The sequence below is a fragment of the Synechococcus sp. NB0720_010 genome (assembly GCF_023078835.1).
Taxonomy (GTDB): domain Bacteria; phylum Cyanobacteriota; class Cyanobacteriia; order PCC-6307; family Cyanobiaceae; genus Vulcanococcus.
Genome location: NZ_CP090898.1, coordinates 702,870 through 726,001, shown reverse-complemented (window position 1 = coordinate 726,001; position 23,132 = coordinate 702,870). Strand labels below are relative to the sequence as shown.

General features: G+C 67.1%; 19 protein-coding genes and 1 pseudogene. 8 read left to right on the top strand and 12 right to left on the bottom strand.

Annotated elements, in window-relative coordinates; all coding sequences use genetic code 11:
• On the bottom strand, positions 1–570 hold the full coding sequence (recR, locus tag LY254_RS03940) for a recombination mediator RecR (RefSeq protein ID WP_029626389.1): 570 nt from the start codon (positions 568–570) through the stop codon (positions 1–3).
• Positions 571–686: 116 nt separating this feature from the next.
• Here recR and psbP point away from each other — a divergent pair, with 116 nt between their 5' ends.
• Both psbP and LY254_RS03930 read left to right on the top strand, forming a co-directional pair.
• A complete protein-coding gene (gene psbP, locus LY254_RS03935) occupies positions 687–1,250 on the top strand; it encodes a photosystem II reaction center PsbP (protein WP_010317848.1) in 564 nt (187 codons plus the stop codon).
• A 4-nt stretch (positions 1,251–1,254) separates the two neighbouring features.
• Positions 1,255–2,265 carry an FAD-dependent oxidoreductase gene (locus LY254_RS03930; protein WP_247479045.1) on the top strand — a complete coding sequence of 337 codons (1,011 nt, stop codon included), beginning with the start codon at positions 1,255–1,257 and terminating at the stop codon, positions 2,263–2,265.
• Here the strand turns inward: LY254_RS03930 and LY254_RS03925 are convergent.
• Positions 2,213–3,988, bottom strand: a complete 1,776-nt coding sequence (locus tag LY254_RS03925) for a TolC family protein (RefSeq protein ID WP_247479044.1) — start codon at positions 3,986–3,988, stop codon at positions 2,213–2,215. The genes LY254_RS03930 and LY254_RS03925 overlap by 53 nt on opposite strands.
• 70 nt (positions 3,989–4,058) lie before the next feature.
• On the opposite strand from LY254_RS03925, the gene LY254_RS03920 reads away from it, so the two are divergent.
• Both LY254_RS03920 and LY254_RS03915 read left to right on the top strand, forming a co-directional pair.
• Positions 4,059–5,366 (top strand): NHLP bacteriocin system secretion protein, encoded by a 1,308-nt coding sequence (locus LY254_RS03920; RefSeq protein ID WP_247479043.1) that lies wholly within the window; start codon positions 4,059–4,061, stop codon positions 5,364–5,366.
• The gene (locus tag LY254_RS03915) at positions 5,363–5,563 is read left to right on the top strand and encodes a hypothetical protein (RefSeq protein WP_247479042.1); all 201 of its coding nucleotides are present in this window, start codon (positions 5,363–5,365) and stop codon (positions 5,561–5,563) included. The genes LY254_RS03920 and LY254_RS03915 overlap by 4 nt, the downstream gene beginning before the upstream one ends.
• Here the strand turns inward: LY254_RS03915 and LY254_RS03910 are convergent.
• Together LY254_RS03910 and LY254_RS03905 are read right to left on the bottom strand one after the other, a co-directional pair.
• The gene (locus LY254_RS03910; protein WP_247479041.1) at positions 5,560–6,606 is read right to left on the bottom strand and encodes an FUSC family protein; all 1,047 of its coding nucleotides are present in this window, start codon (positions 6,604–6,606) and stop codon (positions 5,560–5,562) included. The two genes, LY254_RS03915 and LY254_RS03910, sit on opposite strands and share 4 nt — an antisense overlap.
• Positions 6,600–7,553 carry an aromatic acid exporter family protein gene (locus LY254_RS03905; protein WP_247479040.1) on the bottom strand — a complete coding sequence of 318 codons (954 nt, stop codon included), beginning with the start codon at positions 7,551–7,553 and terminating at the stop codon, positions 6,600–6,602. The genes LY254_RS03910 and LY254_RS03905 overlap by 7 nt, the downstream gene beginning before the upstream one ends.
• 48 nt (positions 7,554–7,601) lie before the next feature.
• On the opposite strand from LY254_RS03905, the gene LY254_RS03900 reads away from it, so the two are divergent.
• Both LY254_RS03900 and LY254_RS03895 read left to right on the top strand, forming a co-directional pair.
• A complete protein-coding gene (locus tag LY254_RS03900; protein WP_010317841.1) occupies positions 7,602–8,072 on the top strand; it encodes an MgtC/SapB family protein in 471 nt (156 codons plus the stop codon).
• Positions 8,065–8,280 carry a DUF6737 family protein gene (locus LY254_RS03895; protein WP_247479039.1) on the top strand — a complete coding sequence of 72 codons (216 nt, stop codon included), beginning with the start codon at positions 8,065–8,067 and terminating at the stop codon, positions 8,278–8,280. The genes LY254_RS03900 and LY254_RS03895 overlap by 8 nt, the downstream gene beginning before the upstream one ends.
• A gap of 8 nt (positions 8,281–8,288) precedes the next feature.
• On the opposite strand, the gene LY254_RS03890 is transcribed toward LY254_RS03895, so the two are convergent.
• Together LY254_RS03890 and LY254_RS03885 are read right to left on the bottom strand one after the other, a co-directional pair.
• Positions 8,289–9,185, bottom strand: coding sequence for an LCP family protein (locus LY254_RS03890; protein ID WP_247479724.1), 897 nt, complete (start codon positions 9,183–9,185; stop codon positions 8,289–8,291).
• A gap of 111 nt (positions 9,186–9,296) precedes the next feature.
• Positions 9,297–11,087, bottom strand: coding sequence for an ABC transporter ATP-binding protein (locus LY254_RS03885; protein WP_247479038.1), 1,791 nt, complete (start codon positions 11,085–11,087; stop codon positions 9,297–9,299).
• A 110-nt stretch (positions 11,088–11,197) separates the two neighbouring features.
• Here LY254_RS03885 and LY254_RS03880 point away from each other — a divergent pair, with 110 nt between their 5' ends.
• Positions 11,198–11,398, top strand: a complete 201-nt coding sequence (locus tag LY254_RS03880) for a hypothetical protein (RefSeq protein ID WP_156797985.1) — start codon at positions 11,198–11,200, stop codon at positions 11,396–11,398.
• Positions 11,399–11,501: 103 nt separating this feature from the next.
• Here LY254_RS03880 and LY254_RS13025 read toward each other — a convergent pair whose 3' ends face one another.
• Positions 11,502–11,933 carry an RNA recognition motif domain-containing protein gene (locus tag LY254_RS13025; protein ID WP_371820509.1) on the bottom strand — a complete coding sequence of 144 codons (432 nt, stop codon included), beginning with the start codon at positions 11,931–11,933 and terminating at the stop codon, positions 11,502–11,504.
• 228 nt (positions 11,934–12,161) lie between these two features.
• Here LY254_RS13025 and LY254_RS03870 point away from each other — a divergent pair, with 228 nt between their 5' ends.
• Positions 12,162–12,362: a hypothetical protein gene (locus LY254_RS03870; RefSeq protein WP_247479037.1), complete on the top strand. Its 201-nt coding sequence runs from the start codon at positions 12,162–12,164 to the stop codon at positions 12,360–12,362.
• A gap of 20 nt (positions 12,363–12,382) precedes the next feature.
• Here LY254_RS03870 and LY254_RS03865 read toward each other — a convergent pair.
• From LY254_RS03865 to LY254_RS03845, 5 genes and pseudogenes are all read right to left on the bottom strand, one after another.
• Positions 12,383–14,214, bottom strand: a pseudogene (locus LY254_RS03865) (DEAD/DEAH box helicase).
• Between the two features lie 90 nt (positions 14,215–14,304).
• Entirely contained in the window at positions 14,305–14,658 is a 354-nt protein-coding gene (locus LY254_RS03860) for a phosphomannose isomerase type II C-terminal cupin domain (RefSeq protein WP_247479035.1), read from the bottom strand.
• 9 nt (positions 14,659–14,667) lie between these two features.
• Entirely contained in the window at positions 14,668–16,287 is a 1,620-nt protein-coding gene (gene recD, locus LY254_RS03855) for an exodeoxyribonuclease V subunit alpha (protein WP_247479033.1), read from the bottom strand.
• The gene (locus tag LY254_RS03850; RefSeq protein WP_247479031.1) at positions 16,284–19,883 is read right to left on the bottom strand and encodes a UvrD-helicase domain-containing protein; all 3,600 of its coding nucleotides are present in this window, start codon (positions 19,881–19,883) and stop codon (positions 16,284–16,286) included. The genes recD and LY254_RS03850 overlap by 4 nt, the downstream gene beginning before the upstream one ends.
• A complete protein-coding gene (locus tag LY254_RS03845) occupies positions 19,880–23,131 on the bottom strand; it encodes an exodeoxyribonuclease V subunit gamma (protein ID WP_247479029.1) in 3,252 nt (1,083 codons plus the stop codon). Before LY254_RS03845 ends, LY254_RS03850 begins: the two co-directional genes overlap by 4 nt.
• Between the last annotated feature and the right edge of the window lies 1 nt (position 23,132).

Here is a 23,132-nt window from a genome sequence, read left to right as displayed (position 1 = left end):
TCACTCCATCCGCCGCCGCCCCTCGAGGGCCCGCGCCAGGGTGACCTCATCGGCGTACTCCAGTTCGCTGCCGACTGGTAGCCCGTAGGCGATGCGGCTGACCTGGGTGAAGGGTTTGAGCAGGCGGGCCAGATAGAGGCTGGTGGTGTCCCCCTCCACGCTGGGGGTGAGGGCCAGGATCACTTCGCTGATGCCGTCCCGGTCCACGCGCTCCACCAGCGGCTGGATGTGCAGCAGCTCTGGGCCGATGCCATCCATGGGCGAGATCAGCCCGCCGAGCACGTGATAGCTCCCCTTGAACTCGCGGGTGCGTTCGAGGGCCAGCAGGTCACGGGAATCGGCGACCACGCAGAGCACCCCGGTACTGCGTTCTTCGTTGCGGCAGATCTCGCAGAGGGGGTCGGCCGAGAGGTGAAAGCAACGCTGGCACTGACCCACCTGGCTGCGGGCGGCCAGCAGCGCATCGGCGAACGCCTGGATTTGCTCGCTGGGTTGGTTCAACAGGTGCAGCGCCAGGCGCTGGGCCGTGCGCGGCCCGATGCCGGGAAGCCGCTCGAACTGATCAATCAGCCGTGCCAGGGGTCTGGTGAAGCCGCTCAGATCCCTTGAGGCAACTGGCGTGAATCTAAGAGGAACCGCAAGACCTGCGGCGGCGCGTGAGAATGGCTGCGCTGAAGCGCTGATCAATGGCCGTGCTGACCCGCTGGATCTCCCGAGGACTGCGTTCGTTCCTGGCCCTTGGCCTGGTGCTGGTGCTGGTGAGCTGCAGTGCGGTCGCGGCCGGTCTCAACTCCTTCCAAAGCTCGGATGGACGCTACGCCTTCCTCTATCCGACGGGCTGGACCCGGGTGCAGGTCACCGAGGGGCCCCAGGTGGTCTTCCACGACCTGATCAATGCGGATGAAACCCTCAGCCTGGTGGTCTCCGATGTGAATGAGACCAACAGCCTCGAGAACCTCGGTAGCGCAGTGGCGGTGGGCGAGAAGCTGCGCCGCGTCGTGATCGCCCCGGACGGCAGCGGCCGCGAGGCGGAACTGGTGGAGGCCTCTGAGCGTGAGGACGGCGGGCGCACCTTCTACGACCTGGAGTACGCCGTTCACCTTCCCGACCGTGATCGCCATGAGCTGGCGACGGTCGTTGTGGACCGCGGCCGGCTCTACACCTTTGCCGCCAGCACCAACGAGATGCGCTGGCCGAAGGTCAAGGGCCTGTTCCATCAGGTGATCACCTCCTTCACCCTGCGGATCTGATCGAGTGCTGATCGTTGGCGGTGGCCTGGCGGGTGGACTGCTGGCCCTCGCCCTGCGGGAGCGCGGCGTCGACGTCTGTTTGATCGCCGGCCAGCAGCCCTCCGCGACGGAGTGGAGCTATGGGGTGATCCCGGGTTGGCCACTGGGCACCTCAGCTCTTGCGATCCGCTCTGCCAAGGCCGCTGGCCTCTGGCGCGATCTGCAACGCCGCTATGGCGATCTCGGCTTGTCTAGAGCGCGGATCCATCTCCACGGCGGCAAGCCCTGGGCGCGGCTCTTGCCCCTGCCGGGATCCCAAGTCGACAGTGCGCGTTTCCATGCGCGCCTTCCTGAGCTGCTGAAGCAGGTCGGTGTTCGTTACGCCTGCGCCGAGGCGCTGAGCGTTGAGCGTCAGCAGGGTGAGTGGCTGGTGCGTTGCAGCGATGGCTCCGCCCACACCAGTCCTCAGCTGGTGCTGGCCGCCGGTGCGGGCTGCCGCCGCCTCTGGCCGGCCTGGCCTGAGGCGCTGCGCAGCAGCTGGGCAGGAGTGCTGGAGTTGCCCGAAGCGCCGGCCCATGGCCTGCGGCTGCCGGCCCAGTTCCAGCGCCCGGCGCTGGAGCGATCGAGCGCGGAACTCCAGGTCCCTCGGACCGTCGTGGATGCCGGGCTCGTGCCCCGCGGCGCTGGGGCGCTCTTGGGGCAGATCAGCAGCTTTGCTCCCGGCTTGACCTTGCAGGCCCCCCCGCCTGCGCTGGAGCAGGAGCTGAGGCAGGCCATCGCTGCCTCCGGGTTGCCCAAGGACCTCGCTGAGGCGCCTGGCCGCTGGCATCAGGTCCCCGTGGCCTTCAGCCGCACGGGGATTCCCTTAGCTGGCCCCCTGGCGGACGCCCCAGGACTGTTTGGCTTCAGTGGCTATAGCGGCGGCTTCGCCCAGGTCCCGGTGCTCGCGCCGCTGCTGGCGGAGGTGCTCGCGGCGGGCAGCCCTACGGCGCAGGGGCAGTTGGAGCAGCTGCAGGTGTGGCAGCCCGCCAGGTGAGCTCCGGGGTGAGTGGTGCGGCAGGATCGCGCGGTACGGGCAGCAGTTCGCGCAGCAGCTGGGCGTAGGTGATGTTGACCCCGACGGTGGCGTTGAGCCGCTGCACGAGGGAACTGATCAGGCGCTCCTGGGTGATCGAAAGATCCACCTCGCTCGACAGTCCTGTTTGGTAGCGGAGCCGTACGTCGCGGAAGGCTTCGAGGGCCGCGGCGACCCCGCGCCGGGCTGAGGCCAATTTGGCCAGGCTCGCCTCGTGGTTGAAGAAGGCCGCCTCCAGCCGCAACCGAATCGCATTGCGCCGGGCCGCGTAGTCTTGCCCGGCGGCCTCGACGCGGCGCTGCAGGGCCCGGGTCTCGCCGCTGGTGGTGCCGGCATCAAACAGCAACCAGCGGATGCTCAGGCCCAGGGACCAGTCGTAGCCACTGGTGTTGAGGGTGGGGATCACGGTGGAGCCGCAGCAGCCCCCATTGCTCGTGGTGATGTTGAACTGATTAACGTTCTGGCCGTAGCTGCCGCCCCCGGCAAACAGGGCCAGCCGCGGCAGCAGTTGGGCGGCGGTGGCATCTTTTTGCCGCGCCAGGGCGGTGCGCGTCGCCAGGATTGCCTCGAGTTCGGGGTTGCCGCGGTAGGCCGCCAGCAGGCTCTGCTCAAGGTCCAGGGGCCAGTGGGGCATCACGGCGATGGGATCGCTGGCACTGGGGGTGACCGTGGCGGGAAGGTTCAGGACCAGGGCCAAGCGGCGCCGGGCGATGGCGCGATCGGCCAGGGCCTGGATCAGGGCCTCTTGGTCGCTGGCCTCAATGGCGCGGCGGCGCAGGACATCGACCCGGGGCACTAGACCCGCCAATTTCAGATCGAGGGAGTCCTGCAGGATCAGCAGGTCATCGCGCACCGCCGCGTCCTGGATGCGGACGTTCTGATCAGCCTGCTGCAGCTGGTAGTAGGCCTCGCTGATGTTCAGTTGCAGTTGCCTGAGCTGGTTGCCATACAGCTGCCGCTCCCGCTCCAGCACGGCGCGAGCCGCCTGCACCCGGGGCGTGCGGGCGAAGTCCAGGAGTGCGTAGTCCAGTTGCAGCCCAGCGGCGCCGACGTTGCTGGATTGATTGAGGTAGGCCCCCCCGTCGGTGGGGACATAGAAGGCGCCCCCCGGCTCAAACAGGGGCCCCAGGTTCAGGTTGCCGTTGCCGACGGAGGCGGTGTTGTTCGAACTGATTTGACCGGTGCTGCCGCCGGCGACCGCACTGATCCGCGGCCAGTAGGTGCCAAGGGCCGCCTGCAGTTCATCGAGGGAGGCCGCGACCCGCTCCCGTTGGGCGAGGAGCTCCGGGTTGTTTTTGAAGCCCAGGGCAAGGGCCTCGAGCAGGCTCAAGCCCTCAACGACTCCTTTTTGGAGCTGTTGGGGCGTCGGAAGGCTCAGGGGTGCGGGGGGAGCGGCTTGCCCCGGCTGCAGCTGTTGGCTTGGTGCTCGATTGGGCTGCAGCAGGGTGCTGGGAATGGGGGCCGTGACGGCTTCCCGTGGCGGAATCCCCTGGGGGTCGGGGGGGATCAGGGCATCAAGGACCCGCAGCTGCTGATCCAGGGCCCGCCAGCTGCGCTCGAGCTTCTCCACCTCGGGGGAGCTGGCTTCGATGTTGGGTTGCCCGAGTGCCAGCGGGCTCCACAGGCTCGCCAACGCCAGGCCGCCGGCCAGGCTCAAGATTCGGCTTGCCGCAGCGAGGCGCAACGTCCGGGGGAAGTTGTGATGCAGTCTGCCGAATCTGGCCAGAATCGCCTTAGCCCAGCATCCTGTCGCTATGTGGCAGCAACGGCGGCAACAGCTCCAGCAGGGTTGGGTTGGTCTGAGCGACCACAACCAAGTCGGCGTCTGCCTGGCGGGGGTCGGCGGGGTCCTGGCGCTCTGGGCGTTGTTCTGGCCGGTGCCGACGGAGGTGAGCGGTCAGGGCGTTTTTCTCTATCCCGATAACGCTGGGGTGCTGAATGCCCGCTCCGGAGGACAGGTCCTCGACGTCAAGGTCAAGGTTGGCGAGCCGGTGCGCAAGGGACAGGTCTTGATGACCCTCTACCTGCCGGTTCTAGAGAAACAACTGGCGCAGCAGCGGGGCAACCTGGCGCAGCTGGAGCGGATCAACGCCGATCTGGACCAGCGCGATCTGTGGCGGCTCGAGACCGAAAAGCGCGCCGTGGAGGTGGCTCTGGCGAAGTTGACGGATGACAGCGCCCGCTACGCCTCACTCCAGTCCACCTACAGCTCCAAACTCAGCAACCTCGACTGGCTGGCTCGCCGGGAAGTGGTGGCACCGCTGTCCCGCGAGGTGGTTGCCGTTCAGCAGGGTTTCACCAACACCAGCGTGGACCTTGATGCGGTGAAGATCCAGCGCAAGAAGGTCCTGACCGACTACGAGCAGGTGAAGCTCACGATTGAGACCGAGGCGCTGAATCGCCGCTACCAGATCGACGATCTCAAGCGGCAGATTCGCGTCACCGAAGCGCAGATCGCCTACGACGGGGAGGTGTTGGCTGGCCGGGACGGCAGCCTGCTCGACATCCAGGTGATCTCCGGGCAAACCGTCTCCACCGGCCAGCGCCTGGGCACGATTGGACGCCCCCAGAAACCCGGTGCCAAGGCTCCGCCCCTGCGGGCCGTGGCCTATTTCTCCCCGGCTGATGCCCGCCGCCTTCCCTTGGGACTGCGGATGGAATTGGTGCCGCAGTGGAAACAACGGGGGCGCTTTGGCGGGATCGTGGGCCAGGTCAGCCAGGTGTTGACCCTGCCAGCCACCGAGGACGACGTCTCCACCACCACCGGCAACCCCCAGTTGGCAAAGGCCCTGACCAAGGAGGGGCCGGTGATGCGCGCCGAGATCGAACTGGGCCGCGATCGTTGGAGCAATGACGGCTACCGCTGGACCCTCTCGGGCGGTAGCGGTGTCTTTCCGGTGCGCGACGGCCTGACCCTCAACGCCTACGGCTATGTGGAATGGCGCTCCCCCTTGAGTTATGTGCTCCCGGGGCTTCGCTCCCTCACCGGTGGCTATCGCACCCTCAGAATTGACGCCCTATGGAACCGTCCTTTCCTCAGGCAGCCCGGAACCTTGGAGTGAAGCTCAAGGCCTGGCGCTTGCCTCCCCTTCGCAACACCCTCCTGCGCAAGGAGTTGCCCTGGTTGGTGGCGGAGGTGGTTCTGCTGTTGATCCTGTTCAACGCCAACGCCCCCGAGCTTTGGTTCTGGCTCGTGGTTTTGCTCGTGGTCCTGGGCTATCGCGTCGAGCGCTGGTGGGCGTCGAGGCCTGAGTCCTAGCGGGGCAGCACGCTCGCCCAGGTCCGCTCGGCATCCTGCATGGCCTGCTCGGCCTGCCTGCAGAGCAGCAGCCGAGCGGCGATGCGCTCCAAGCTCTCAAGAGGGATGCGGTTGAGGTTGGGGTCCGCGAGTTCCCGGTTGAGATCCAGCCAGGGCTGGGGCAAGGCCAGCGCAGAGCTGGGTGGTTGCGGCAGGGTTCGCCGCCGGGCGCTGAACCGCTGCTCCCATTGTTCGAGCCGTTGGCCCAGAACCTGCAGCAGGGCCGCTTCGCCCTCATGCAGCCGCTCGATCAGGGCGCTGTCGTTGAGGGTCGGGGCCCGGCGCACCATGCCGCCAACCATCATGACCAGACGGGAGCAGGCGTCATCCAGGCCCTGCACCAGCTGAACGCTGGGATGGCGGTTTGCCCCTTCTCCCAGTTCCACGCTGAGGGCTGGGCGCAGGGCCCGCAGGCTGATCAGGCGAGCGCGCAGGCGCTTGTAGTCCTCAATGCCTGGCCCTTGCGCTTCGCTGTTCAGCAGGCGCTGGGCCAGCGCCTGGTAGGTCCGCCTCAGGTCGCCGAATAGCTCGCCGTACTGCCGCAGGACCGTATCGAGGCTGCGGGTCGGCCAGAACAATCGCAGGCTCAGGAGCCCCACCAGCACGCCAAAGACCGTCCAGAAAAAGCGCAGGGGAATCCAGGTGCCAAGGTTGGCGGAGTGGGAGAGCCAGCCCATCACCACAATCAGGCCGCCGACCTTGTAGCCGACCAAGAGCTTCAGCCACCCCCCCAGGAGCCGTAGGGCCGCCAGGGTGATGGCGATGGCGATGGGCATGGGCACATCGCGCAGACCCCAGTAGCCCACCAGCAGCAGAACTGAGCCCAGCACTGTGCCGAGGAGCCGCTGACGGCCCAATTCGATCGCCCCGCCGTAACTGCCCGTCCCAACGGACACCACCGCCAGAGGGGAATAGAAGCCATAGGCCAAGCCGGTCATGGCGGCGAAGCCATTGCTCAGGCCGGCGGCCACCGCCAACCGCAGTTCGGCGCGGCTGATCAGCATGGCCGCCGGGCCAAGCTGCCCAGGCTGGCGTGCAGGGGTCTGGTTTCTTCCTCGAGGGCCAGCAACTGCAGCAGCGGCAGTCGTTGGCTCTGGGCGAGCTGTTGCCAGCGCTGCGGCTGACGCCGCGGTGTGGCCTGTGTGCCCCCCTGGAGTTGTCGATGCAGGCCGGCGATGCTCTGCTGCAGCGGCGTTGCTTGGGCGATGTCGAGTTGGGGTAGGCCTTCGATCAGTCGCTCCCAGGCAATCCAATGGAACTGGACGATCTGCCAGAGCCGCAGGCGTTGCTGCCAGCGGCTTGAGCGCAGCCGCTTCTGGCGGGGGCCTCGGCGTTCCCGCTCCACCAGATCCGTCATCCGCATCAGGTTGCCGGTCAGGGGGGCTGTATTCAGTGGCGCCGGTCGCTCGTGTTGACCATCCAGCCAGGCCTGGTAGCGCTCGAGTTGCCCCTGCAGATCAGCTAGTAGGTGCTTGTCGAGGCTTTGCAACTCGCGGTAGCTGTTGCGCGGCCAGAACAGCAGTCCCACCCCCAAGGCCACCAGACAGCCGACCACGGTGTCGAGGCCGCGGTTGAAGACGTAGTCCCAATCGAGGGCCTCGTAGCGGGGAATCATCAAGAACATCACGCTCAAGGTGGCGGCGGTGCTCAGGCCCGATTGCCAGCCGAACAGGCGCAGGACCGGGATCATCAAGAGGATCGAGACCAGCACCCCCATCCAGCCGCTGAGGATCGTGTGGACCACAAAGGTCACCAGGCCACCGATCACCGTGCCCATCACCCGAGCGGTTGCGGCCTTGACGGTGTGGTCATCGTTGTCATCAACAACAATCACCACCGCCATTAGCGGATACCAAACAAACTCAATGCGCTCAAACCACAGGGCAATCGCTGCCGTGAGGAATACCGCCGTGAACATCTTCAGGGTGTTGCGCACCAGCAGTGCGTCCACGGGCCGCGGCGTTCTGGGTCTGCGGGGAGCTTATGGAGGTCTGCGCTGATGGGCTCAATCTTGTTGGCGAACGCCTGGTCCTCGACCCTGGACGTCGACCTGACGGTGCTGTTGCGTCTGGGGTTATCGGTCTTGTGTGGTCTGGCGGTGGGCTACAACCGCGCCCAGCACTTTGCTCAGCCCCAGACGAACCGGCTGCGGGTGCACGTGCTGGTCGGTCTCAGTGCCTGCTTATTGGTTCTGGCGGCGGGGGACCAACCCGATGCGCGCAGCCGGGCGATTCAAGGGATCGCCACGGGAGTGGGTTTCCTGGGGGCCGGGGAGATCCTGGTGGATCGCGGCGGGGAGTCGTTTGCAGGGCAGCAACCGCGGGTGCACGGCCTCACCAGTGCCGCATCGATCTGGTTCACAGCCGCCCTCGGGGTGACGGTGGCGGCATCCACTCCGGTGCTGGCGATCACTGCTTTGCTCCTGGCCCTCGTGGTGCTCTCTCAACACGCCAAGAGGCCCCATGTCTGAGACCAAGCCCGCGTTCTGGAGTCTCAAGCCCTGGTGGTGTCAGCCCTGGTCCATCTTGTTGACCGGTGTTCTGGTGATCGCCGGCAGCTGGCTGCTGTTGCACCGCTGGTGGATCAGCGCACCGGTGGCGGTGGCTGTGTTGGCCTGGTGGGGCCTGTTTCTGGTGCTCGTTCCCGCGGCCTACCGGGATGAGGAAGGCCAGCCTTAAAAGAGGCCCTAGAAGAGAAACTTGAAGCGCTCGGAGCTGCCGGCGGCTGCGGCCCCAGCGGCGGTGGCTTCGGGCCATTCGGCCTTCCAGTAGCTGATGCCCTCATGCATGAAGGGGCGGCCGCCGAGGCGCTCGGCGTTCAGCTCGGTGCTGCCCATGGCACTGATCAGGCCTCCAATCTCCATCGGCCCCAGGTCCGTGCGCAGGTCCTTGCCGGCGACAGCGAGCAGAGCGGGGAGCCGCACCAGGCTCTCTGGGCGGGTGATCTGTTTGAACAGGGCCTTGAGCACCAGGCGCTGGCGATCCAGGCGGCCGATGTCCCCCATCTCGTCGTGGCGGAACCGTAGGAAGCCCTCGAGGTCTCGGCCCTTGAGGACCTGGCGGCCTGGCTGCAGATCGATGTGCAGGCCTTGGGTGTTGTCGTGATACCACATGCGCTTGGGCACGTTGACCTCAAGGCCGCCCAGGGCATCCCCCAGGCGCCGGATCACCGCCAGGTTCACCAGGATGTGGTGACGCACCGGACGTCCCAGGTGCTTGGAGAGCTCCGCCTTGACCGCATCGGGGCCGCCATAGGCGTAGAGGGCGTTGGCCTTCACCGGGCCAAAGCTGCTGGAGTTGATGTAGGTGTCCCGGGGTACCTGCAGCAGCTTGGTGACGCCGTTTTGCACACGCATCGTGTACATCACGTCGGTATTGCCGCCGCCGACGTCGGTTCCCAGGATCACCACATCGGCGTCACTGAGGCTGTTCCAGCTGCTGAACGGATTGACCAGCTGGTGGCGCTCGCTCACCTGGGGACTGCTGAGGTAGTCCGCGACGGGAGAGGCAAGCAGGAGTCCACCACCCAACCCAAAGCCAATGGCCGTCAGCATCGCTGCGCGCTCATCGCGGCGGCGGGGCATCGGGCTGGCGGGGGCTGTTTTCAGGGTGGGACTCTTCATTCTCACAATTTATTTCTTTTTCTGACCCCCATCTTGTGGTAATCCCTGCATTGGTGCCACTTCTTTGGCTGGTTAGAGAGCTAGGGCCTCGTCCTGGCGTAGCCCCGCCTGGACCCGCCAGAGATTGACGTAGGCCCCACCGGCGGCGATCAGTTCCTCGTGGCTGCCGCTCTCGACGATCCGTCCCTGGTCCATGACCACGATCCGATCGGCATGGCGCACGGTGGACAGGCGGTGCGCAATCACCAGGGTGGTGCGCTCGGCGGTGATTCGATCGAGGGAACGCTGAATCGCCGCCTCGGTTTCGTTGTCCACCGCCGCCGTTGCTTCATCGAGGATCAAGACGGGTGGATTTTTGAGGATGGCCCGGGCCAGGGCGATCCGTTGGCGCTGTCCACCGGAGAGGCGCTGGCCCCGCTCGCCCACCACCGTGTCGTAGCCCTGCGGCAGCTCCTCAATGAAGCGAGAGGCCTCCGCCAGTTGTGCGGCCTGCTCGATCTCGCCCCGCGTGGCCTCGAAGCTGCCATAGGCAATGTTCTCGGCCACGGTCCCGTGGAAAAGGAAGACCTCCTGGCTCACCAGGCCGATCGCCTTGCGTAGATCCCCCAGTTCCAGTTCTTCGATCGGTTGGCCATCAAGGCGGATCCTTCCGCCCTGCAGCCCATAGAGACGCAGCAGCAATTTGACGATGGTGCTTTTGCCTGAGCCCGTGGCCCCGACGATCCCCAGGGTGCTGCCGGCGGGGATCTCCAGGTCAAAGTTGCGAAGCAGCAGCTCCCTGCCGCTGTAGCCAAAGCTCACCTGCTCAAAACGGATCTGCCCGCGCACGCTCTGGCTGGGCAGGGGGCGATGGCCGCTGGGTATCGCGATTGGTGTGTCCACCAGGTCCAGCACCCGCTGGGTGGAGGCCATGGCGCGCTGGTAGTCATCGAGGGTGCGGCCCAGGCTGGTCAAGGGCCAGAGCAGGCGCTGGGTGATGAAGACCAAGAAGGAATAGGTGCCGACATCGATCACCCCGCGCCAGGCCTGGAGGCCGCCAATGACCAGGATCGCCAGGAAGGCAAACAGGATCGCGAAGCGAATCAGGGGAATAAACGCCGCCGAGAGTCGAATCGCCCGGCTGTTGCTGCTCTGGTAAGCACGGCTCTGGCTGCAGAGACGATCGGTCTCCCACTGCTCAGCGGCGTAGCTCTTGATGGTGAGCATGCCTCCGAGGTTGTTCGCGAGTCGGCTGGCCAGGTCTCCGGCCCGCTCGCGCACCTCGCGGTAGCGCGGTTGCAGGCGCTTCTGGAAATGCAGGGAGCCCCAGAGAATCAAGGGGATGGGCAGGAAGGAGACCCCAGCCACCGCAGGTGAGAGCCAGACCATGGCGCCCCCCACCGCCAGCACGGTCGTGATCAGTTGCAGAACCTCGTTCGCGCCGTGGTCAAGAAAGCGCTCGAGCTGGTTGATGTCGTCGTTCAGGATCGCCAGCAGGCGGCCGCTGGAGCTCGATTCAAAAAAGCCCATCTCCAATCGTTGGAGATGGTCGTAGGCCTCCAGCCTGAGCTCGTGCTGCACCGTCTGGGCCAGGTTGCGCCAGAGCAGGGCGTAGAGGTACTCGAACAGCGACTCCGCGCTCCAGATCACAAAGGACAGTCCGGCCAGGACGCCCAGTTGCCCTGGAATCGTCGTCACCCCCCAGCTGGCCAGCCATGAGGTGTCCTGCTGCACCACCACATTGACCGCCAGGGCGATCAGCACTGGAGGAGCCAAGTCGAACAGCTTGTTCAGGACTGAGCAGAGTGCTGCGAGCCGGACCAAGCGGCGATGGGGCCTTAGGGCACGCAGGAGTCGGCGCAGTGGGGGTTGAGCTGGGGTCATGGCGCCATTCAAAGGCGCCGGGCTGAATTCAATATGAAGCTGCTTACTGGGAACTGATTTCTGGGTTTCACCAGCGTTAGAACCGTGGTGTCTCCAACAGGAGGGTGTCTATGACCCGTTCGAGATCGTTCCATCGCTTCCATCGCTGGACAGCCAAGCTGAGAAGGCGTTCCCTGCGCAGCGCCTTACCTGAGCCCAGGGAAGGCGAACTGCAGCCGATCCATCCCGTCTCCGAAGTCCGTTGCCGCGAGTGGCAACGGGATCAGCTGCTGGATCTGATCGAGAACGAGGACGTCGAAGTCGCCGTCTGACCAGCAAAAAATCCCTGGACGTGAGCCCATTGCGGGCTCCATCCAGGGATTTTTCTTTGGGCTTGGGGAGGAGTAGCGCCCTGGCATGCAGGGCGCGCCTCAATCACCAGCGGTTGTCGCCGCCGCCGCCGTAGCCGCCGCCGCCACCACCGCCGTAGCCACCGCCGCCACCGCCGCCGTAGCCACCACGGCCGCCGCCGCCGCCGCCGTAGCCGCCGCCACCGCCACGGTTACCGCCGCCGCCGCCGCCGCCGCCGCCGTAGCCGCCGCGACCGCCGCCACCGCCGCCGCCTTCGCGGGGGGTTGCTTTGTTGACGCGGATCATGCGACCCATCCACTCGACGTTCTGAAGATCGTCGATGGCTTTTTGTTCGTCAGCATCGTTCGCCATTTCGACGAAAGCGAAGCCGCGCTTGCGGCCAGTCTCACGATCGAGAGGCAGGCTGCACTTGCTGACCTCGCCGTACTGGCTGAACAGGTCAAGCAAATCCTCTTGTTCAGCTTGGAACGAGAGGTTTCCAACGTAAATGGTCATTCCTTAGACGGAACCTGAAAACTGATTCGTTGATGCTGTGGGGTTCCGTGTGGAGCCTGGAAGCTTTGGGAATCAGGGTTAGCCTACAGCTCCGAGGTCCCAGTGATTTCTTTGGGTCTGGGCGGTAACGAGGCTTAAAGCAAGACGGAAGGGAATCAAAAGAAACGGGTTGATCCCCGATTAATGTCCCATTGTCAGCAAATGAACACCCGCTATCGGGAGCGCCTGATGACGGCACCTGTGCCCTGGAGTTTGGCTTGGAGCAAGACCGGGGAGCTCGCGCCCCAGGATCGCTTTGATCTGTTTCAGACCCTTGTGGCGATCGAAACCGAAGAGGTGCAGCCGTCTTTGGTCGTTGCGGTGGAGAGCATGGGCTTGGCTGAGCTGACCGCGCTCTCCACTGAATCGGTGACGGGCCTCTGTGCCTGAGGCCCGCCTGCGGGCTTGAACTAGCCCTGAACGCGAGAGATCTGAAGTTCGCGATTCAACACCTTGAGACGCTTCAAGTTGTGGAAGACGTCCTCGGGCATGCCCTTGGGCAGGTCCACCAGGCTGTGGCTGTCAAAGATTTGAATCCGGCCAATGCTGCGGCCGTTTAGGCCGGACTCGTTGGCAATGGCGCCGACGATGTTTCCGGGCTTGATCCGGTCGCGCCAGCCCACCTCAACCCGGAAGCGATCCATGTGATCTTCCGGAGGACCCGATTGCTCGCGGGGGCCGCGGCGGGCTCCGGGGGCGTTGCGGGGACCGCGGTCACGATCGCCGAAGCGGTCGTTGCGGCGTCCATCACGGGACTGGGGCTGCTGGCGGATCCAGTTCTCATCGTCATGGACCAGCAGGGGCTGATCGCCGACGGCCATCTGCAGGGCTGCCAAGGCCAGTTGCTCTGGGGCGACCTCGCTTTCCTGGCCGACCCGCTTGATGATTTCTGAGAGCAGGGCCTGCTGTTCGCTGAGGTTGCTGGTCTCTTCGCTGTTGAGCCCCTTCACGGTTTCGCTCAGGCGCTCGCGCAGGCGATCCAGGCGGCTCTGGTTGATGCTCGCGTTGGTGGGGATTTCCATCGGTTCGATGGGGCGACCCACGGCGCGCTCAAGCCCGGTGATGAAGCGGCGCTCGCGCGGCGTCACGAACAGGATCGCGTTGCCGGTGCGGCCAGCACGGCCGGTGCGGCCGATGCGGTGGACGTAGGCCTCGGAGTCGAAGGGAATGTCGTAGTTAATGACCAGGCTGATCCGGTCCACATCCAGGCCGCGGGCCGCCACATCGGTGGCCACCAGCACATCCACGGTGCCGTTCTTCAGGCGCTCAATCGTGCGCTCCCGTTGGCTCTGGGCCACATCACCGTTGAGGACCGCGACGCCATAGCCCTTGGCTTCCAAGGCTTCAGCCACGGTGACTGTGATCGCCTTGGTGCGGGCAAAGATGATGACGCCTTCTTTGGTCTCGGCCTCGAGCACCCGGCTCAGGGCCTCGAGCTTCATCGGACCGTTGACGGTGATGAAGCGCTGCTGAATGCGGCTGGAATCAGACCCTTTGGTCTTGATCGTGATCTCAGCGGGGCTGTTGAGGTACTGATGGGAGATCCGGCGGATCTCGCTGGGCATCGTGGCCGAGAAGAGGACGACCTGACGCTTCTCAGGCAGTTGGCTCAGGACCCACTCGACGTCGTCGATGAAGCCCATGCGCAGCATCTCGTCGGCCTCGTCCAGCACCAGGCTGCGCAGCCCGGAGACATCGAGGGTGCCCTGGCGCATGTGATCCATCACCCGGCCAGGGGTGCCCACCACGACCTGAACCCCGCGCTTGAGCTTGTGGATTTGATCGCGGAAGTCCGATCCGCCATAGACCGGCAGCACCCGCAGATGGGGCAGCTTGGTGGCGTAGCTCTTAAAGGAGTCAGCCACCTGGATGGCCAGCTCGCGGGTGGGGGTCAGCACCAGCACCTGGGGGTGCGTTGGGCCTCATCCAGGGCCGCCAGCATCGGCAGGGCGAAGGCAGCGGTTTTGCCCGTACCGGTTTGGGCTTGGCCCACCAGGTCGCGGCCGAGCATCAGCTCGGGAATGGCGGCCGCTTGGATCGGGGAGGGTTCGCTGTAGCCGATCTCCTCGAGGGCCTCGAGGATTTCGGGAGAGAAGCCAAACGCTGCAAATCCAGTCTTCTGACTGGGTTCTGCCGTGGTGATTTCGATGCTTTCGCTCGGGGCGCTGTCCTGGCTGCTAGCCAAATCGAGCGCGCTGAGATCCACAGAGCTGGTAGCGCTCTCGAGAGAGGTATTGGTCAAAGTTGGTCTGGGCCTGAATCCTTCGTCGACAGGCCGGCAGACACCCGTTGAAGAAACTGCCTTGCCCTTCACAAAGGGTGAAGAATCAATCTAACACTTGACCCTTTGGTAGTCGTCAGCGAGGCGCTCAATGTCCTCCTCGCTGAGGTGTTCGCCCCGTTGGACTTCAACGATCAGCAGGTTCTCATCCGTTGCGGCAGCCCGGTGCACCGCACCGCAGGGCACCAGCAGGGTGGTGCCGGCCTCCGCCTCGATTGAGGTTCCATCGCATTCCAGCTGACCGGAACCACTGACCACGATCCAGTGCTCCAGCCGGTGTTGGTGGCGCTGCAGGCTGAGGCGGTGGCCGGCCTGGATGCAGAGCCGTTTCACCAGGTATCCCTGACCGGAACCGATGGTTTCGAACCAGCCCCACGGCCGCTGAACGATGCCTGGCTCCGCCATGGGCGCAGGCTAGGTCGGTTTCTTGGCTGCGCCCACCGGTGTGATCAAGGTGGCCTGCCGTTGCGCGCGGGTCAGGCCGGTGTAGATCAGGCGCGGATCCAGAGCCCGGTTCGCCGGCAGCAGGAACAGCACGGTTCTGTATTGGCTGCCCTGGGACTTATGCACCGTCAGCGCAAAGGCCGGCTCCGCTCCACTGAGCTGCGCCGGGTGCAGGAGCCGCTGGCCCGGCATCAAGACCCGGCGCTCCGAGTGGTGTTGAACGACGACACCGATGTCGCCATTGGCAAGGCCTTGGTCGGCGCGGTTGAGGCGATTGAGGACTGGGGTGCCTGGGGGCCAGTGCAGGGGACCGCTTTTGGCGAGGTCGCCCAGCAGAGCGCGGTGCACCGCCTCCACCCCCCAGGGCCCGAGGCGGAGGGGACTGAGCACCACCAGTTCCTCCAGTTGGGCCAGCAGGGCGTCGCTTTGTTCGCTGCTGGGTCTTCCCCCTTGCCACTCCAGGGCTTGGCAGCGTTGACGCAGGGCCGCGGCGTGCTGTTGCAGCGCCTCCAGCAGGGGTGTTGGCAGGCTGCGGCTGGAGGCCTCGAGCCAGCTCACGTTGTCGCTGGCGGTCAGGGCCTGGAGGCTGGGTTGCAGGGCGGCGAGCAGGTCCCCCTGCACTGCATTCGGCTGTTGCCGGAGTTGCTCGGCCAGCTCGGCGATCGCGCCGTCGTTGCGGTAGGTGGTGCGCAATTCGACGGCGGCTGCCCCCAGCAGGCTGAGTCGCTCCGGCCGGCAGAGCTCTTCCAGTAAAGCTCCGGTTCCAACGGGCGGCAGTTGGTTGGCGTCGCCGACGAGCAGCAGTCGCGCCTCCGCCGGTAAGGCCTCCAGCAGAGCTGCCATCAGCGGCAAATCAACCATCGACAGTTCATCGACCACCAGCAGATCCAGCTCCAGGGGATGGCGGCGATTGCGGCCAAAGCGCAGCTCCCCCTGGGCCTCCAGCAGACGGTGCAGGGTGCTGCTGGGGAGGCTCTGAAGCGTTGGATCGAGACCCTGGCTGCCGTGACTGACGGAGCTCGCCAGGCGGGCTGCAGCTTTCCCCGTTGGTGCCGCCAGGTGAATCCGCAGCGACGGTGTCTGGTGCAGGCAGGCGGCCAACATCTGCACAACGGTTGAGGTCTTGCCGGTGCCCGGGCCGCCGGTGAGCAGCACCAGGTCCTGCCCCAGGGCCGCTGAGACGGCTTGGCATTGGCGTGGGTCCAGGCCCGCTTGCGCCGCCGCGGCCAGGGCCGCTTTCCGCTCGCTTTCCTGCAGGGGGCGCCGGCGTTGGGCGCGCTGCTCCAGGGCGCTGAGGCAGTGCTGGAGTTGCTCATGCCAGCGTCTCCAGCGCAGCACCAGTCCGTCTTGAACGATCGGTGCTTCCGGGCCCGCGAGCCAGCCGGCCTCCTCCAGGGCCGAGACCGCAGCAGCGGGCCAGTCCTCAGGGGGGACTCCATCGGGCTGTGGGCCCCGTAGATCAAGCCCCAGCTCGCCTTGTTCGAGTGCCTCGATTAGGGCCTGCACCATGGGCTGCAGAAGGGCACTGCCGCGCTGGGGCGGCAGCAGCCGCTGGAGGCTGTCGAGGACTGCGGCGCTCAGGTTGCTCATGGTTGGCCCTCCCGCAGCAGGGCATCTAGGGCGAGGACCCGATCGAGGCTGGGTTGATCCACCAGCACCCCTGGCGTGGGGGCGGTGGGATCGGGGGTGGGGCCGGGCACCCCCCGCAGGAAGACGTAGGCGTAGCCCCCCAGGTGTTGGGCGGGGTCGTAGTTCGGTAGCCGCCAGAGCAGGTAGCGGTGCAGGGCCACCAGGTACAGGTGGGCCTGCAGCGGGTAGTGGCTGCTCGCCATCAGGGTCTCCATCGCCGGCTCGAGGTAGTCGTTGGGGCCGCAATGGGTGACGCTGCCGAGACGATCGCGCTGACCGAGCCAATTGCTCTTCCAGTCCGTCACCCACCAGCGGCCCTCCCAGCAGAAGAGCAGGTCGATTGAGCCGGTCAGGAAGCCCCGGCTGGCCACCTCCAGGCTCTGCAGCGTTTTGGCATAGCTCCCTCCAAAGCGGCCGCCGGGGTGACTGGCGAAGGTCTGGGCCAGGCCGCTGCTGCGCACCAGACGGACCTCCCCTTCTCCGGTCGCCAAGGGGAGATCGAAGTTCATCTCATTGAGCCAAGACCCGGCCTTCAGGTCCCCCAGCCGGCAGGCGCCCAGGGGGCCGCCCAGGGGCGTAAGCATCAGTTGCTGGAGACCCTCGAAAAGGCCTTCGCAGGACTCGCCCCCCAGGCCGGCCCGCTGCAGTTCCTGCTCGATCACCGCATCGGCCTCCTGCCGTTCCCCGCGGGCCACGGCGCCGTAGTCGAGGCGCTCGAGGATGCGGTGCAGGGCATCGCCAGGGCCCGAACCCCGGGGAAAATGGGCGAGGGGGCCCAGCTCGGGCCAGGACGTCGTCGGCTGGGCTGCGTTGCCCTCCTCCAGCAGGGCTTGCGCAAAGCCATCGCCCAAGGCATCGGTGTCACGGCCCTCCTCCTGCTGCTCCGGCGGCAGGCTCACCTGGGAGTGGGCCCAGGCGGAGTAGCTGGCCCTGCCCCAACTGCTGTCGAGGGAGCGCTTGGGACGGGGGCCCAGGCTCAGTACTCCCTCGGCGGGCTCCGGCCGCCAGGGCCGGTGAATCTCTGCAGACGCCTGGATCCGCTCAAGTGGTAGCTCCGTCTCGCGCTCGTCTAACCAGCTGCCCAGGGGGTTGCCGGGGTCGGCCTGATCCGCTCCGGGCCAGCCCAGTACCAGCAGGTGTTGGGCGCGGGTGCAGGCGACGTAGGCCAGCCGTTCCGCCTCAGCGATTTGCGCCTGCTGGTCCTGTTGGGCGGCGAGCCGGCCCACGCCCCAGTGGGGATTGAGGTGCAGGTCCAGTTGGGGTTGCCCGCAGGAGCTCCAGCGCCGGCCCAGGCGCTTGCTGGCTTTGCTGCTGCCCTTCCAGAGGTAGGGGCAGATCACCAGGGGGTACTCCAATCCCTTGCTGCGGTGCACGGTCACCACGGCGATGGCGGCTTCGGCGGCATCGCTGCGGCAGAGATGGGCCTCGGGGGTGTCCCGGTTTTCCTCGAGGCGCAGTCGCCTGAGCCAGTCCGCGGCCGCCTGGGCCCCCAGGCCCTGGCGGTGCATCTGCTCCTGCACCAGCTCGGCGGCCTGCTGCACATCCGCCAGGGCCCGGCCCCGTAGGGAGAGCCGTGCCAGGCCCTCGGTCCCCTGCAGGTGAGCCAAGGCCGCGGTTAAGCCGAGTTTGGGTAGACGTTCCGCCAGGGTGCTCAATTCGGCCGCGAGCTGATCCCACTGGGCGGAGCTGCTGGCCTCGATCTCGGCGGCGGACCAGCCCAGCAGGGCCGAGGCCGCCAGCAATTTCAAGCGCCCCAGTTGGCCGGGTTGGGCCAGGGCATCCAGGAAACGCTGCAGGGCACTGGCCCCGAGGCTTTCAAAGACATCGCCGCGGCTGACCAGACGGCTTGGGATCTGCCGGCGCTCCAGGGCGGCCCGCAGGGCCTCAGCCTGCTCGTGGCGGCTGACCAGCAGACAGAGGTCGCCCGGGTCGATCGGCCGGCCGTTGAGCACGAGCCCTTGGCTCAGCACGTCCTGGCAGAGGCCAGCCACCTGGGCCTCGAGCCCCTGGCTTGGATCCAGCTCCAGCAGCTGCAGCGGCGCTGGGTTGCCGGGGCACTCCAGCTGTCCCTTGTTGGCCTTTGCCAGCACCTGGGGCACCTCCAGTGCGCTCTGGATCAACCCGGGTTGCATCAGGGCGTTCAGGCCCGCCACTAGTGCTGTGCTCGAGCGGCGGTTCTCGAACAGGCCAAAGCGGCCATCGGCCTCGGCGGCCGCCTGGCGGTAGGTCTGCAGCTCTCCGCCGCGGAAGCGGTAGATCGCCTGCTTGGGATCGCCCACCATCACCAGCAGGTGCCGGCTGGGCTCCTGGGCAAAGGCCCGCTTGAGGATCCGCCACTGGATCGGGTCGGTGTCTTGAAACTCATCGATCAGGGCGGCCCGGTAGCGGCGGGAGACCGCCTGCAGCAGGGGCGAGGGCTCGCGGGGCTCCGGGCCCGGATCGAGTTGCTCGAGCAGTTGGCCGAAGCTGATCTCGCCGCTGCGCTCCCGGCGGCGTTGCAGCTCGGCGCGCCCCCAGTGGCAGAAGTGCAGCAGGGCTAGCTCGGCAGGCCCCTCCACCACCGCGGCGATGGCCTGGAGCAGGGGGGCCTGGGGCAAGGAGACCTGATCGCCGTGGGCCGGGGCCGCCGCCTTGGTGAAGGGGCCCGGGTGGAAGTACTTCTTGAGCTCCTCCTGCTGAAGCAGGGCGTCGTAGCCGGCGGGTGCCTCCAGTTGGGAGAGCCAGGTCTGAACGCGGTTCAGGCGGTCGGGTTTGGCCTTGAGCCGGTAGGGGGCGTACTTGACCCCCAGGCTCTTGAGTTCCACGGCGGCCGCGGCGAACTCCTCCTCGAGGTCCTCGCTGCGGGCCTCCCACTCCGCCTGGAACTGCTGCCAAACGCGGCTCCAATGGGGAGCGAGTTGCTCCGCCAGGGTCAGGTCCGTGCTCCAGCCCTCGGGCAGGGGGGCGAGCTGGAGGGCCGGGTCGCCATCAAGGCTGCCCAGCAGGTTCACCAGCTGCTCAGGGTTGACCTGTTGGCTCTGCAGGCCCGCCAGCAGATGGGGCGGCAGGGGAAGCACCTGCTGCTGCCAGTAGTCATGGACCAGCTCTTGTCTCCGCTCGCGCCCCTGGCTCTCCAGGGCGACATCCGGGCCAAGGCCGGCCTCGAGGGCGTGGCGCTGCAGGGTCCGGCGGCAGAAGCCGTGGATGGTGGTGATGTCGGCGCGATCCAGTCGCTCCAGGGCCAAGAGCAAGCGGCCCTTGATCGCGATGACCTGATCGGCCTGTAGGGCTAAGCGCCACTGCTGCAGCGGTTCGTCGGCCTCGGGGTTGGCGCGATCGAGCAGGACCAGGGCCTCCTGCAGGCGGCGGGCAATGCGGTCCCGCAGTTCGGCGGCGGCGGCATCGGTGAAGGTCACCACCAGCAACTCCTCCACTTCGAGGGGGCGCCGTCCCTCGCTGAGCAGCCGCAGCACCAGGTGAGCCAGGGCGAAGGTCTTGCCGGTGCCGGCGCTGGCCTCCAGCAGCCGGATCCCCGGCGCCAGGCTGAAGCCGTTGGCGTCAAAGGCGGCCCGGGTCATGGCTTGACCTCCTGGCGGCGCTCCAGCAGCGGCCCATGCAGCGTCAGGGCCAGGCTCTGCAGCTCCGCTGTGAGCAGGTCCCCCAGGGGCAGGTCCGAGCCAAAACAGACCCGCTGCACCGGATCGTCCCGCTCGGCCCGCAGTTGATAGCCCCCTTCCCAGATCTCCTTGGCTTTGGCCCAACCGCGCCCCTGGCCAGGTTTGCTGCTCTCGGCGCTGGCGTAGGCCCAGCCGGTTTCCGGCGGCAGCGCCCAGCAGTTCTGACGGTGCGCCTCGCGCCAGCTCTGCAGTTGCTCCAGCAGGGCGCTGGCCTGCTCGGGGGCGGGGGCCTCAACGCGCTCCAGCACCCGGAAACGATGGCGGTCGCGGCCCACCAGGGACCCTCCCCGCAGGTTCAGGCCGGCGGCCGCCGCCAGCAGGCACTCCAGCCAGAGCTGCAGGCGTTGGGGGGTGCGGGGTTTGGCGGTGTGAACCAGCACCAGCTGGCCGCCGCGGCTGCTCAACTCCGCGGCATAGCCCTGCCACTGCGCAGGCTGCTGCTCCGGTTCCCCCAGCAGATCCAGACAGCTGCGCAGGCTCTGCCAGCGCTGCTCCAACTGCTCCACCTCCAGGGCTCCGGCGGCCAGGGGGGGCAGCAGGCCCCGGCCCCGTTCCCGTTCGCGCCAATCGGGGCTCGCAGCCCCGGGCTCCTCGTCCCATTCGCGGCGCAGCAGGCTGGCGCGCTCCCGCTCCCCCAGTTGCAGGGCTTCGAGATCGAGCACCGGCTGATCGAATTCCTTGGGGCGAATGCCCAGTTGCTCCAGCCAGAGGCCCTGGGGGGCCTGGATCCAGCGCTGTAGATCGCTCCAGGCCTCAGCGGGAGTGCTCTGGGGAAGCGGCGGCGCCGGCGGCGGGGTGCTGAAGGCCAGCCCCTGCTGGCAGTGGAGCTCGCCCTGCTCGAGCTGTTGGCGCACCTGCAGGAGGCGTTGGTCGCAACTCGCCGCCGGCCAGGGAGCCATGGCGAGGAAGTTGCTGCGTTCCAGGGCATTGGCGGCGTGCTCCCGCAGGGGAACGGCGTTGCTGCCGAGCTGTTGGCCCAGCAACTCCAACCACTGCCGCACCGGTGTCGAGGCTTCCAGGGTTTCTCCGGTGCGCTCATCGCGGCAGCTCCAACTGAGCAGCAGGTGCTGGCGCGCTGAGAGCAGGGCCTCCAGCAGGACGTAGCGGTCCTGGTCGCCGCTGTTGGGATCGCCCAGCTCGCGGCGGTGCTCCATCAGATGGAAGCCGGGCCGTTGGCGCTGGCGGGGGAAGGCCCCGGCATCCAGCCCCATCAGCACCACCACCCGGTGCGGAATCGCGCGCATCGGCTCCAGGGCGCTGATGGTCAGGGCCCCAGAGCGGTGCCCAAAGCGGCCGCTGCCCTCGCTCAGGCGCTCCGCCAGGACATCGGCCACCACTGGAGCGGCGAGCTCCAGGGGGCTCTCCCCCGCCACCGCCTGCCAATCCGCCAGGGCCGCATGGATCGTCTGCAGCTCCCAAGCCCAGCTCCCCCCATCGCCAAAGAGCAGGGGCAGCTGCTCCCGTAGGCCCTCCACCCACTCCGGCACCCGCCGCGCCTGGGCGAACCAGCGCAGGCTGCTGAGCAGTTGCCGCAACAGGCCAATCCAGCGGCCCTGCTGCTCGAGGCTGCCGCCCAGGGCCATCGGCGCGGTGTCCCCGAGGGCGAGGCCCGGGAGATCCGGGAGCACCAGGCCCAGCACGAGTCGATCGATCGCCCAACCCAGGCTGTGGCTGGGGTCCCCGCCCCGGTCTCGCCCATCCAGTCCCCAGCGGAACCCCGCCCGCTGCAGCAGGGCCGTGAGCTCGCCGGCATCACCGGCTTCGAGCTGCTGGGCCGCCAGCAGGGGCCCGCAGCAGAGCACGTTCTCCAGGGCGCTGGCCGTCAGGCGTTCGCCGCCGAGTTGCAGCAGGGTGAGCAGTCCTTGGGCAATCCCCGCCTCGCTCTGTTGGCTGCGGTCCGTCAGACGCCAGGGCAGGCGCACCCCGGTGGCCTCGGCATCACCGAAGACCGCGGGCACCAGCGGGGCGAAGGCCTCCACCTGGGGCGTCATCACCAGGATGTCCCGCGGCTCGAGGCTGGGGTCCGCCGCCAGCAGCTGCAGGATCTGATCGCGCACCACCTGGAGTTGGCGCAGCCGGCCCGGGCAGGCGTGGAATTCCAGGGAGCGATCCTGCGGGTCCCGATGCAGGGGGTGATCGGCCTCCGGTTCGCCGCAGACCAGCTGCTCTTGCAGTTGCTCCAGGAGGGACGGTTCCCGCTGCTCGTGTCGGGCGACGGTGGCGGGGGCAAAGAACAGATCTCCCTCCTGCCATTGGCCCAGTTGGCTCTCGCCGGTTCCCTCGAGCAACTGCTGAAATTCCGCCCCAAGCCGGCCAAAGCGGGCCTCCAGGCTCGGGACGCTCAGCAACCAGTCCGCCGCCAGGGGATCACTCAGGGCCGCCGGGCCGCTGCGCTGCCAGAGATCGCGGCAGGGGGTGAGCATGTAGAGCTCCACCTGACGCACCGCCGAGAGGGCCTGCAGCAGTTCCACCTGGACCGGGGCCAGGCTGCTTAAGCCGAGGAGCCGCAGCGGTTGCGCGCTGGTCAGCTCCGGTCTCCAGCCGGCCTCGAGCCGGCGAATCAGCTGCCGTGCCCGCACGCCAAAGGGCAGGCAGCCCAGGCGTTCGACCAAACGGCGCAGTAACTCCGGCTGCCACTGCAACCCCTCCGGCAGCGTCTGGGGTTGCTCGCTCAGCCAGGCCTCGAGCATTGCCGGGCGATAGAGGCCGTAGTCGTCGATGGCATCGGCAATCGCTCGGGCCAATTGCCAGAGGGCCTGATCGAGTCGGTCCAGTCCGGAGGAGCGAACGTCCAGCCATTGGCGCAGGGGCTGAGCCGTTGGGCTTTGCAATAGCTCCGGCAGTAACTCCAGTAATGGCCAGACCAGGTTCTGGGCGCGCCAGGGATCGGGGCCGCTCTGTGGTGGGGCGTCCTCCATCCATTGGTTGACTAACTGCCGCAGCAGGCTGCTGGGGAAGGGGAAGCGCAGGTTCGCCGCGATGCCGGCGGGGTTGGCCAGGGCCAGTTGCTCCCCCAGCCAGCGGCTGGTGGGCCAGGTGTTCACCACCACCTGGGCCTCCTCGAGCAGCTCCGGCGGATGCAATTGCAGGTTGGTGGCCAGGACGCGAGCCAGCAGCTCAGCGCGATTGCTGCGGTAGACCGTGAGCAAG

What these genes read in the sequence shown, in the direction of transcription:
- LY254_RS03900 (WP_010317841.1), top strand. Translation starts at nt 7,602, where the DNA reads ATGGGCTCAATCTTGTTGGCGAACGCCTGGTCCTCGACCCTGGACGTC.
- recD (WP_247479033.1), bottom strand. Translation starts at nt 16,287, where the DNA reads ATGAGCAACCTGAGCGCCGCAGTCCTCGACAGCCTCCAGCGGCTGCTG.
- LY254_RS03885 (WP_247479038.1), bottom strand. Translation starts at nt 11,087, where the DNA reads ATGACCCCAGCTCAACCCCCACTGCGCCGACTCCTGCGTGCCCTAAGG.
- LY254_RS03895 (WP_247479039.1), top strand. Translation starts at nt 8,065, where the DNA reads ATGTCTGAGACCAAGCCCGCGTTCTGGAGTCTCAAGCCCTGGTGGTGT.
- LY254_RS03870 (WP_247479037.1), top strand. Translation starts at nt 12,162, where the DNA reads ATGACGGCACCTGTGCCCTGGAGTTTGGCTTGGAGCAAGACCGGGGAG.
- LY254_RS03880 (WP_156797985.1), top strand. Translation starts at nt 11,198, where the DNA reads ATGACCCGTTCGAGATCGTTCCATCGCTTCCATCGCTGGACAGCCAAG.
- LY254_RS03890 (WP_247479724.1), bottom strand. Translation starts at nt 9,185, where the DNA reads ATGCCCCGCCGCCGCGATGAGCGCGCAGCGATGCTGACGGCCATTGGC.
- psbP (WP_010317848.1), top strand. Translation starts at nt 687, where the DNA reads ATGGCCGTGCTGACCCGCTGGATCTCCCGAGGACTGCGTTCGTTCCTG.
- LY254_RS03850 (WP_247479031.1), bottom strand. Translation starts at nt 19,883, where the DNA reads ATGACCCGGGCCGCCTTTGACGCCAACGGCTTCAGCCTGGCGCCGGGG.
- LY254_RS03910 (WP_247479041.1), bottom strand. Translation starts at nt 6,606, where the DNA reads ATGCTGATCAGCCGCGCCGAACTGCGGTTGGCGGTGGCCGCCGGCCTG.
- LY254_RS03920 (WP_247479043.1), top strand. Translation starts at nt 4,059, where the DNA reads ATGTGGCAGCAACGGCGGCAACAGCTCCAGCAGGGTTGGGTTGGTCTG.
- LY254_RS13025 (WP_371820509.1), bottom strand. Translation starts at nt 11,933, where the DNA reads ATGACCATTTACGTTGGAAACCTCTCGTTCCAAGCTGAACAAGAGGAT.
- LY254_RS03860 (WP_247479035.1), bottom strand. Translation starts at nt 14,658, where the DNA reads ATGGCGGAGCCAGGCATCGTTCAGCGGCCGTGGGGCTGGTTCGAAACC.